Here is a 1163-nt window from a genome sequence, read left to right on the forward strand (position 1 = left end):
TGGATAAACATGCCGCACGCATCGCTTTTGCTATTGAGCACCCAGATGAGCCGGATTTCTTGCTCCCGGAAGAGCGCCAAGAAATCGCGGCTTTCCAGGGCCCGACGCATGCGATTGCCGCACCCACATTGGGCGCGCATCTCGCGACAGTTTTAGGATGGGCCCACTATGACGCCACAGATGGCGGACAGAAAATTCTGCTGCGCACCAAGCAGGAACACCTCACCATCGCAGAACTAGCGGGAAGAGTCTTTGGCCTGGCCAACGCACTGCTGTCGGCCGGTGTGCAGCCGGGACAAGCGGTGGCTATTCACTTGGAACGAGGCGTGGATTTTCTGGTGGCCGTCGGCGCGGTGATCACCGTGGGCGGTGTTTTTGTCCCTATCGATCCGCAGCTTCCAGCCGAGCGTCGGCAAGCGATGGCACAGACCGCGCAAGCGCACATTCAGATTGGTGGGCCAAGTATCGGCGGGGCGGTTATTGATCCTGCACAACCACCGCACGCGCTGATCGCGCCGGTGAAACGAGAGCCTGGCGATGCCGCCTACATCATTTTCACTTCCGGGTCGACGGGCACGCCGAAAGCGGTGGTGAACACGCATGCGGGAATCACCAACCGTCTGGCATGGATGGCGGAAAAATATGATCTGACCAGTGACGATATTCTGCTGCATAAAACACCGTCGTCCTTTGATGTCTCCATTTGGGAATACTTGTACCCGTTGACCTATGGCATGGGCGCGTGGGTGTTGGACCCAGAAGAACACAAAGATCCACAGGCCGTGCAAGCGGCGTTGCATTCGTCGCGAGCAAGCCTGTGCCATTTTGTTCCTTCGGCATTGCAGGGTTATTTGAGTGCGCATGATCCGCAGTTGCCGGTTTATCTGCGCAACGTGATGGTCTCTGGCGAAGCGTTGCCTGCCAGTCTTGCGCAAGCGGCGCGTGTGCAATTGGGCGCCGAGGTGCACAACCTTTATGGCCCGGCAGAAGCCGCGATTGATGTCACCGCACATACCGTTACTGATGCGGACCAGCAGTCTGTTCCCATTGGAGCGCCGGTATGGAATACCGAGATTGCGATTGTTGATTTTCAGTCTCGGCAGCTGCCCATTGGGTTTGGTGGGCGACTAATCATCGGCGGCATGCAAGTCGCGCGTGGGTAC

Annotated in this window: 1 protein-coding gene; it reads left to right on the plus strand. The window is 58.0% G+C overall.

Annotated elements, in window-relative coordinates; translation table 11 throughout:
• The coding region (locus BKN05_RS12135) for an AMP-binding protein (protein ID WP_286688749.1) at positions 1-1163 on the plus strand (1163 nt) is incomplete at both ends.

The organism is Corynebacterium sp. S5S1 (assembly GCF_001913985.1).
GTDB lineage: Bacteria > Actinomycetota > Actinomycetes > Mycobacteriales > Mycobacteriaceae > Corynebacterium > Corynebacterium marquesiae.